This window comes from Roseateles sp. (assembly GCF_036486225.1).
Lineage (GTDB): Bacteria > Pseudomonadota > Gammaproteobacteria > Burkholderiales > Burkholderiaceae_C > Roseateles.
The window spans coordinates 1-8895 of sequence record NZ_DASVNZ010000257.1 but is presented as its reverse complement, the minus strand read 5'-3'; the positions used below and the strand labels follow the sequence as shown (position 1 = coordinate 8895).

The 8895-nt window shown below is 66.6% G+C and carries 6 protein-coding genes; 3 read left to right on the top strand and 3 right to left on the bottom strand.

Features of this window, described 5'->3' with window-relative positions; genetic code table 11:
• Positions 1 to 1153: ABC transporter permease (locus VF536_RS17130; RefSeq protein WP_331616066.1), on the top strand; the 1153-nt coding region annotated here is incomplete at its 5' end.
• A 113-nt stretch (positions 1154 to 1266) separates the two neighbouring features.
• On the opposite strand, the gene folD is transcribed toward VF536_RS17130, so the two are convergent.
• The 3 genes from folD to VF536_RS17115 all read right to left on the bottom strand — a co-directional run bounded on the left by folD (position 1267) and on the right by VF536_RS17115 (position 5477).
• Positions 1267 to 2124, bottom strand: coding sequence for a bifunctional methylenetetrahydrofolate dehydrogenase/methenyltetrahydrofolate cyclohydrolase FolD (gene folD / locus VF536_RS17125; protein WP_331616065.1), 858 nt, complete (start codon positions 2122 to 2124; stop codon positions 1267 to 1269).
• An 87-nt stretch (positions 2125 to 2211) separates the two neighbouring features.
• On the bottom strand, positions 2212 to 2844 hold the full coding sequence (locus VF536_RS17120) for a response regulator transcription factor (protein WP_067268997.1): 633 nt from the start codon (positions 2842 to 2844) through the stop codon (positions 2212 to 2214).
• Complete coding sequence (locus tag VF536_RS17115) at positions 2841 to 5477, bottom strand: PAS domain S-box protein (protein ID WP_331616064.1); 2637 nt, start codon at positions 5475 to 5477, stop codon at positions 2841 to 2843. Before VF536_RS17115 ends, VF536_RS17120 begins: the two co-directional genes overlap by 4 nt.
• A gap of 369 nt (positions 5478 to 5846) precedes the next feature.
• Between VF536_RS17115 and aceE the strand changes: the two genes are divergently transcribed.
• Together aceE and VF536_RS17105 are read left to right on the top strand one after the other, a co-directional pair.
• Positions 5847 to 8576: a pyruvate dehydrogenase (acetyl-transferring), homodimeric type gene (gene aceE / locus VF536_RS17110; protein ID WP_331616063.1), complete on the top strand. Its 2730-nt coding sequence runs from the start codon at positions 5847 to 5849 to the stop codon at positions 8574 to 8576.
• A gap of 24 nt (positions 8577 to 8600) precedes the next feature.
• Positions 8601 to 8895 (top strand): biotin/lipoyl-containing protein (locus VF536_RS17105; RefSeq protein ID WP_331616062.1); only part of this gene is annotated, 295 nt, incomplete at its 3' end.

Here is an 8895-nt window from a genome sequence, read left to right as displayed (position 1 = left end):
GCCGCGCTGGCTGCTGCTGGCGACGCGGCAGGTCGCCGCGCGGCCGGCCTTCGCGGTGCTGCAGGTCGGTTCGCTGTCGCTGGGGCTGCTCGCGCTGGCGCTGCTGGTGCTGATGCGCACCGACCTGATCGAGAGCTGGCGCGCCGCAACGCCGGTGAATGCGCCGGACCGCTTCGTCATCAATATCCAGCCGGAGCAGGGCCCGGGCTTCCGCACCGACCTCGACAAGGCCGGTGTGAAGGACTACGACTGGTACCCGATGATCCGCGGCCGTCTGGTTGCGATCAACGGCGAGGCGATCAAGGCCAGCCGGTTCACCGAGGAGCGCGCCCAGCGCCTGGTGGAGCGGGAGTTCAACCTCAGCCACAGCGCCGAGCTGCCGTCGCACAACCTGATCGCTGGCGGCAAGTGGACGCCGGAGGACAAGGAAGGCGTGAGCGTCGAGCAGGGCCTCGCGGAGCAGCTTGGATTGAAGCTCGGCGACACGATGCGCTTCGACATCGCGGGCGTGCTGGTCGATTCGAAGATCACCTCGCTGCGCAAGGTCGACTGGGGGTCGATGCGGGTCAACTTCTTCGTGCTGTACCCGCGCGCGCAGATGCCGGAGCTGCCGGTGAGCTACATCTCCGCGTACCGCTCGCCGGAGGGGCAGGGCGCTGCCGCGGCGCTCGATCGAAAGCTGGTCAACGAGTTCCCCAACCTCACGCTGATCGACGTCTCCGCCGAGCTCAAGCAGGTCCAGCAGGTGCTGGAGCAGGTGATCATGGCGGTGCAACTGCTGTTCGCGGTGGCGCTGGCGCTGGGCGTGGTCGTGCTGCTGGTCGCGGCGGTGGGGTCACGGGATGCGCGCACGCGGGAGTTCGCGTTGATGCGCGCCTTCGGCGCGTCGAGTGCGCTGCTCGCGGCGGTGCAGCGCGCGGAGCTGCTCGGACTGGGCGCGCTGGCCGGCTTCCTCGCGGGCCTGGCGGCGCAGGCGCTGGGCTGGGCGCTGACGCACTACGCCTTCGAATTCGAATGGCAGTTCAAGCCCTGGGTGCTGATCGGCACGACGATCGGCGGCGCGCTGCTGGCGCAGCTCGCCGGCTGGTGGGCGCTGCGCGGTGTCCTCCAGCGCCCGGTGGTTCAAACGCTGCGAGAGGCGGACACCAACTGACGGACCGCTGGGCCTGGCTGACTGCCTAGTCCGCTGGCCCTCACCCCCACCCTCTCCCGCAGTGCGGGAGAGGGTGGGGGTGAGGGCAAGCGGCGGTGGCAGTACGGAAGCCTTCAGCGAGCGGCCGCAGCGCGCTCCGCCGATTCCATCGTGTTGACCAGCAGCATCGTGATCGTCATCGGTCCGACGCCGCCCGGCACCGGCGTGATCCATCCGGCGACTTCCTTGACGCCGTCGAAGTCCACGTCGCCGCAGAGCTTGCCTTCCTCGGTGCGGTTCATGCCGACGTCCAGCACCACCGCGCCGGGCTTGACCATGTCCGCGGTCAGCACGTTGCGCTTGCCCACGGCGGCCACGACGATGTCGGCCTGGCGCGTGAAGTGGGCCAGGTCCGGCGTCGCGCTGTGGCACACCGTGACCGTCGCATTGGCCTGCAACAGCAGCATCGCCATCGGCTTGCCGACGATGTTGCTGCGGCCGATCACGACGGCGTGCTTGCCCTTGGTGTCATAACCGATGAACTCCAGCATCTTCATGCAGCCGTAGGGCGTGCAAGGCTTGAAGCCCTCCTGCCCGACCATCAGCGCGCCGGCGCTGGCGACGTGGAAGCCGTCGACGTCCTTCTCCGGCGCGATCGCCTCGATGACCTTGTGCGCGTCGATGCCCTTGGGCAGCGGCAGCTGCACCAGGATGCCGTGGATCGCCGGATCGTTGTTCAGCGCTTCCACGCGCGCGAGCAGCTCCGCTTCGGTCATCGTGTCGGCGTATTTCTCCAGCACCGAATGCAGGCCCGCGTCCTCGCAGGCCTTGACCTTGTTGCGCACGTAGACCTGGCTCGCGGGGTTGTCGCCGACCAGCACCACGGCCAGTCCCGGCTTCACGCCCTGGGCCGTCAGCGCGGCGGCGCGGGTCGCCACTTCGGCGCGCAGTTGCTTGGACAGGGCGTTGCCGTCGATCAGTTGTGCGGTCATGTCGGTACTCCGGAACTCGAGAACGAAACTCTGAAATGAAAGAGGCCGCACAGGGCGGCCACAAGGGATGAGGGATGCGGAAGGAACTCAGCCGGCCTTGGCCTGCGTGTTCGCGCCGAGCGCGATCTTCAGCAGGTCGGCGACGGTGTTGGCGTTGAGCTTCTCCATGATGTTGGCGCGATGCGCTTCCACCGTCTTGATGCTGATGCCCAGGTCGTCGGCGATCTGCTTGTTCAGGCGGCCGGCGACGATGCGTTCCAGCACCTGCGCTTCACGCGTCGTCAGGCGCGACAGCAGCGCGTCGCGGCTGGCCGCTTCCTGCTGCGTGGCGAAGGCGCCGCGAGCCTGGTCCAGCATGCGCTCGACCAGCGACAGCAGTTCCTCTTCCTTGAACGGCTTCTCGATGAAGTCGACCGCGCCCTTCTTCATCGTCTGCACCGCCATCGGCACGTCGCCGTGACCGGTGATGAACACGATGGGGAGCGGGCTCTTGCGTTCGATCAGCTTGTCCTGGAGTTCCAGGCCGCTCATGCCTTCCATGCGGATGTCGGCGATCAGGCAGGCGACTTCGCGCGGGTCGTAGCGGCTCAGGAAACTCTCGGCGGAGTCGTAGCACTTGACCCGGTAGTCCTTGCCTTCCAGCAACCATTGCAGGGAATCTCGCACGGCCTCGTCATCGTCGACGACGTAGACATTACCCTTCTTCGGAATCAAGCTCATGGTGTTGCGGCAGTGTTGTGTGCTGTGCCCGTCCCTGCGTCGCCGCTCTTGTCCAGAGGGGCGAGTGAAGACTCCGGACGCGGGATGTCCACGGGGATCGTGAACGCGAACCGGCACCCGACGATGGACGGGCCATTGTAGAGGTTCTCGGCACGGATCCGACCCTGGTGGGACTCGATGATGGACCGGCATAACCCTAGGCCGATCCCCAATCCATCGGCCTTCGTGGAGAAGAAGGCCTCGTACATGCGCTCGATGACCTCGACCGGCAGGCCCGGTCCCATGTCGGTCACCGAGAACTCGATGTTGGCGCCGAGCTCGGCGGTGTGCTTGGGCACGACGCGCAGCTCGATGTGCCGGCGCGAGGGCGGCAGCGCGGCGTTGTCGATCGCCTCGGCGGCGTTCTTGAGCAGGTTCAGCAGCACCTGTTCGATCAGGATCGGATCGACCCGCATCACCGGCAGCCGCTGCGCGACGTAGGTGTGGATCTGCACGTTACGCCGGCGCAGTTCGATGCCGGCGAGTTCGACCGAGTCCTCCACGATCGAGGCCGCGAACGCGGGCTGGCGCTGCGGCTCGCTCTTCTTCACGAAGGCGCGGATGCGGTGGATGATCTGTCCGGCGCGCTGCGCCTGCTTGGCGGTCTTCTCCAGCGCGACGATCAGGTCGTCCTTCTGGATGTTGTCGCCGCGCACGCGCGACACCATGCCGTTGCAGTAGTTGGTGATCGCGGTCAGCGGCTGGTTGAGTTCATGCGCGACGCTCGAGGCCATCTCGCCCATCGTGATCAGCCGGCTGGTGACCTGCGCCTTCTCGGTCTGCTGCTGCTGCTGGGCTTCGGCATGGCGGCGCGCGGTGATGTCCGTGGCGATCAGCATCTGCGCCAGGCGGCCGTCGGTCCACTGCAGGTAGCGGGCGCGGACGTCGAACCACATGTCGAGCTGAGCGATGAACACCTCGCGCGAATCGCCGCCGACCTCGGTCAGGTGCTGGGCCGGCAGGCCGCCGAAGTCGTCGACGTCCTCTTCATCGCCATGCTCGCCATGGCCGTTCGCGCCTTCCGCGTAGCTCGCGTCCTGGGTGCTGGTCGCGCCGGCCAGCCCGGCCGGCTGCGAACCCGCGAGCATCGCGTGCCCCTTGGGATCGGCGCCGAACCACAGCCGGTAGCTGCGGTTGGCGAAGAGCAGTTCGCCCTGTTGCACCGACAGCACCGACACCGCCGCGTCCAGGCCTTCCAGCACCGTGGTGAAGCGTTCATGCGAGGCCGACAACTGGTCGCGCACCCGCTTGGCCTCGGTGATGTTGGTCATCGAGGTCATCCAACCGTTCTGCTTGCCCTTGGGGTCGATCAGCGGCGAGACGTACATGCGGGCGTCGAAGATGCTGCCGTCCTTGCGCATCACCTTCACCTCTGAACCGCCGGCCGGGCTGCGGCCCTGCATCTCCTGCTGCAGCAGGCGCAGGTTCTCCTCGTAGCGGTCGGGCGGCCAGTAGGGGAAGGGCGGCTTGCGGCCGATCAGCTCGGACTCGGCGAAGCCGGTCATCGCGCAGAAGGCCGGATTGACGTAGCTGATGCGCGTCTCCAGGTCCATCGCCCGCATGCCGGTCAGCATGGAGTTCTCCATCGCGCGCCGGAAGTTGGTCTCGGCGGCCAGCGCGTTCTGCACCTGCGCGCGGCGGCGCATGTGCTTCCAGGTGCCGAGCAGCATCCAGACGGTCAGCACCGACAACGCCATCACCATCCAGAACAGCGTGTTGGAGATCAGGCCGATCGAGGTCCGGTAGCCCTGACCGCGCAGCACCAGGCCGGGCGCGGGCGCCATCGGCACCTCGTGATAGATCGGGGCGCGCGTGATGCGCTTGCCCGGCATCGGCGTCACCGTGCTGGCGACGACCTGCTCGCGCGGATCGAGCACCGCGACCGCATGGCGCGAGGTCAGCTCGTTGGGCACCGAGTAGCGCAGCAGGCCCTCGACCGCGTATTCGGCGATCAGCACGCCGGCGAAACCGGCGCGGTCGCTCAGCGGCAGCTGCAGCTGGAAGACGGTCGAGTTGTTGGCGTCGGCGAAGGAGGCCGAATACACGCGCGTGCGCCGGTCGCGCGCGCCCTGGAAGGCGCGTTCGGGCTCGCTGTTGGCGTGGCCGTTGGGCATGGACGGGTCGCTGCCCTCCAGCGTCATCAGCGACTCGGCCTGCTCGCCGATCGCCGCGACGCTGACGCGCTTCTCGCGGCGCGCGTTCAGCCAGGTGATGTGGGTGATCTCGGGCCGGTTGCGCGCGATCGCCATCGCGCGCTGCGTGAACTCGAGGTTGTCGATCGAGCGGTTGGCCAGGTCGCGCTGCAGCGGGATCAGCAGGTCCTCGTTCTCGATCAGTCGCGAGCGGATCTGCTGCTGCGCCATCTCGGTGTCGCGCTTGACGGCTTCGGCCTCGCGTTCGATCTCCTCGTTGCGCAGGTACCAGAAGGCCGAAACGATCGCCGCCAGGAACAGCACCACCGACAGCAGCGGCCCCAGCGTCGCGAAGCGGTCCTGCCGCGACGGGGACTGCCGGCGCCACCACGCCGACACCAGGCGTTTGACGGGATTCAGGGCACGGCGCGCAAAGCCTTGGACATCGAGGCGGGACAACATGGGCGCGATTATCCCGGCGCCTTCAGCCCGACCCGGCCCGGGCGGCCCCGGGGCATTCCCGATCCGGGCATTCCCGGATCGCATCGTGAAAGACATCCGTCACGAAAGCAGGCCTCCAAAGGCCATTGCATTTCATTATGTGGAAACGCATCGCGCTATTTGGAAAATGAACGGCTTATGCGACACTCCGCCGCCATAGCCCTTCCGGTGGGGTTGGCCGCGTGCGAACGCACGACGGCGCGCGCATGACGGTTCTCGCAAGTTCGGGCACAGTGACCCGTTCGATCCGAGCGTCTCGTGCGGCGGTCCGCCCCCAGGCGCACGCCAGATGCCCACCAGAAGGCCGTGATTGAGACAAGGAGACAAGACATGTCCGCGCAGCCCCAGTCGTTCCTCGGCGCATCCGCCAATGACACCGACGCCCTCGAAACCAAGGAATGGCTGGACGCCCTGTCCGCCGTCATCGGTGAAGAAGGCGGCGACCGTGCCCACTTCCTGCTCGAGACCCTGATCGACCACGCGCGTCAGGCCGGCATCGACGTGCCCTTCTCGGCCACCACGGCCTACGTCAACACCATCCCGGCCGACAAGGAAGAGCGCTTCCCCGGCAACATCGAGATGGAAGAGCGCCTGCGCGCCTTCATGCGCTGGAACGCCATGGCCATGGTCGTGCGCGCCAACCGCCTGCATCCGGAAGACGGCGGCGACCTGGGCGGCCACATCTCCAGCTTCGCCTCGCTGGCGACCATGCTGGGCTGCGGCTTCAACCACTTCTGGCACGGTGACGACACCGGCGAAGGCGGCGTGCACGGCGGCGACCTGCTCTACATCCAGGGTCACAGCGCGCCCGGCATCTACGCCCGCGCCTTCCTGGAAGGCCGCATCACCGAAGACCAGTTGAACAACTTCCGCCAGGAAGTCGACGGCGTCGGTCTGTCGAGCTATCCGCATCCGAAGCTGATGCCCTCGTTCTGGCAGTTCCCGACGGTGTCCATGGGCCTGGGCCCGCTGATGGCCATCTACCAGGCGCGCTTCCTGAAGTACCTGCACGCCCGCGGCATCGCCGACACCTCCCAGCGCAAGGTCTGGGTCTTCCTGGGCGACGGAGAGATGGACGAGCCGGAAAGCCTGGGCGCCATCGGCCTGGCCGCGCGCGAGAAGCTGGACAACCTGATCTTCGTCGTCAACTGCAACCTGCAGCGCCTGGACGGCCCGGTGCGCGGCAACGGCAAGATCATCCAGGAGCTGGAAGGCGAGTTCCGCGGTTCCGGCTGGAACGTCATCAAGCTGATCTGGGGCTCCTACTGGGATCCGCTGCTGGCCCGCGACAAGCAGGAGCTGCTGCGCAAGGTCATGATGGAGACGCTGGACGGCGACTACCAGGCCTACAAGGCCAACGACGGCGCGTTCGTGCGCAAGCACTTCTTCGGCAAGCATCCCGAGCTGCTGAAGATGGTCGAGAACATGTCCGACGAGGACATCTGGCGCCTGAACCGCGGCGGCCACGACCCGCAGAAGGTGTACGCGGCGTATCACAAGGCGGTGAACACCGTCGGCCAGCCGACCGTCATGCTGATCAAGACCGTCAAGGGCTACGGCATGGGCAAGATCGGTGAAGGCAAGAACACCGCGCACCAGACCAAGAAGCTGCAGGACGAGGACATCAAGGCCTTCCGCGACCGCTTCAACATCCCCATCCCGGACAGCGAGCTGTCCAAGATCCCGTTCTACAAGCCGGCCGACGATACGCCGGAGATGCAGTACCTGCATGAGCGCCGCAAGACCCTGGGCGGCTATTTGCCCAAGCGCCGTCCGCAGGCGGAAGAAGCGCTGAAGGTGCCCGACCTGGCGACGTTCCAGGCCGTGCTGGACCCGACCGCGGAAGGCCGCGAGATCTCGACGACGCAGGCTTACGTCCGCTTCCTGACGACGCTGCTGCGCGACAAGGAACTGGGCCCGCGCATCGTGCCCATCCTGGTCGACGAGGCGCGCACCTTCGGCATGGAAGGCCTGTTCCGCCAGATCGGCATCTACAACCCCGCGGGTCAGAACTACACGCCGGTCGACAAGGACCAGGTCATGTACTACCGCGAGGACAAGGCCGGCCAGATCCTGCAGGAAGGCATCAACGAAGCGGGCGGCATGGCCAGCTGGATCGCCGCGGCGACGTCGTACTCGACGAACAACCGCGTGATGATCCCGTTCTACGTCTACTACTCGATGTTCGGCTTCCAGCGCATCGGCGACCTGGCCTGGGCGGCGGGCGACATGCAGGCGCGCGGCTTCCTGCTGGGCGGCACCTCCGGACGCACGACGCTGAACGGCGAAGGCCTGCAGCACGAGGACGGCCACAGCCACATCCTGGCCGGCACCATCCCGAACTGCATCAGCTACGACCCGACCTTCGCGCATGAAGTCGCCGTCATCCTGCACTCCGGCCTGAAGCGCATGGTCGAGAACCAGGAGAACGTCTACTTCTACCTGACGCTGCTCAACGAGAACTACCCGATGCCGGGCCTGAAGGCCGGAACCGAGGAGCAGATCCTCAAGGGCATGTACCTGCTCGAAGAGGCCGTGCAGCCGCAAGGCGCGCAGCCGCTGACGGTGAACCTGCTGGGTTCGGGCACCATCCTGCGCGAAAGCCAGGCCGCCAAGAAGCTGCTGGAATCGGACTGGGGCGTCGGCGCCAACGTCTGGTCCTGCCCCAGCTTCAACGAACTGGCCCGCGACGGCCAGAACGCCGAGCGCTGGAACCTGCTGCACCCGACCGAACTGGCCTGCGTGCCTTACGTGACCCAGCAGCTGAGCAAGGTGCAGGGCCCGGTGATCGCGTCGACCGACTACATGAAGAACTACGCGGAACAGATCCGCGCCTTCATCCCGGCCGGCCGTTCGTACAAGGTGCTGGGCACCGACGGTTTCGGTCGCAGCGACTTCCGTTCCAAGCTGCGTGAGCACTTCGAGATCAATCGCCACTACATCGTCGTCGCCGCGCTGAAGAGCCTCGCCGACGAGGGCAAGATCCCGCAGGCCAAGGTCGCGGAAGCCCTCAAGAAGTACGGCATCAACGTCGACAAGATCAACCCGCTGTACGCCTAAGCGTCGGACTCGGAGACAACACAAATGGCATTGGTGGAAGTCAAGGTTCCCGACATCGGGGACTTCAAGGACGTCGCGATCATCGAGCTGCTGGTCAAGCCCGGCGACACGGTGAAAGTGGAGCAGAGCCTGGTCACCGTCGAGTCCGACAAGGCCTCGATGGAGATCCCGTCCTCCGTGGCGGGCGTCGTCAAGGAAGTGAAGGTCAAGATCGGCGACACGATCAACCAGGGTGACCTGATCGTCGTGCTCGAGAGCGATGCCGCCGGCGCTCCGGCGCCCGCTGCTGCTGCGCCCGCACCCGCGGCTGCCGCTCCGG